At 57.9% G+C, this 598-nt stretch carries 1 pseudogene; it reads right to left on the minus strand.

Features of this window, described 5'->3' with window-relative positions:
- Positions 1 to 260: pseudogene (locus tag EOB49_RS34515) on the minus strand (transposase); the annotation flags it as partial.
- Between the last annotated feature and the right edge of the window lie 338 nt (positions 261 to 598).

Raw genomic sequence — 598 nt, forward strand, 5'->3', positions numbered from 1 at the left:
CGCCGTAGGTGCGCAGCTAGTTCTCCGCCCGTAGTAGCGCGCGTGATAGCCGAGACGCTCCGGCGTGCGCTCGCTCTTCGAAGCACCCAGCGCCTCGTCCATCTCGGCCTCGAGCACCTCCTGCATCACGGCGCGAATCACCTCGTGCAATCCATCCGGCTTCGAAAGCAAAATGTCGTTGACGCTGCTATGGCGGATTTATCTTCAGGCTTGGTCCTGGTGGCGATGCTGAGTTCGCTTCGCTGAGATTGGGCGGTCATGACAGGGTGGTGTTCAATGTCACCCTGTCCTGGAAGAAATTACCATCCGTATTAAGCGACTGACGATGAGTGATGTGTGTCCAAAATCTGACAGCTGTCAGAAAACATGTCGGGTTCAATACAGCGGAGCGTCTTAGCTCTGTCGGGCTTTTCGAAGCCTATCTCGCAGTAACTGCGCGCCAGGCGCACTAGCTCGGCCTTTGCTGGTCGATGTGCGGCAATATAGTGTGAGGGCTGACCCGCATGAGAACACGGAACTCGCTCGATGAAGGATGATCGACGGCATCCAGAAAGCTTCTCTCCGGCGGGTTCGAGGGTGCTGCGCGCGCATCTCGGCG

The organism is Mesorhizobium sp. M7A.F.Ca.MR.148.00.0.0, assembly GCF_003997735.1.
In the GTDB taxonomy this organism is placed as follows: Bacteria; Pseudomonadota; Alphaproteobacteria; order Rhizobiales; family Rhizobiaceae; genus Mesorhizobium.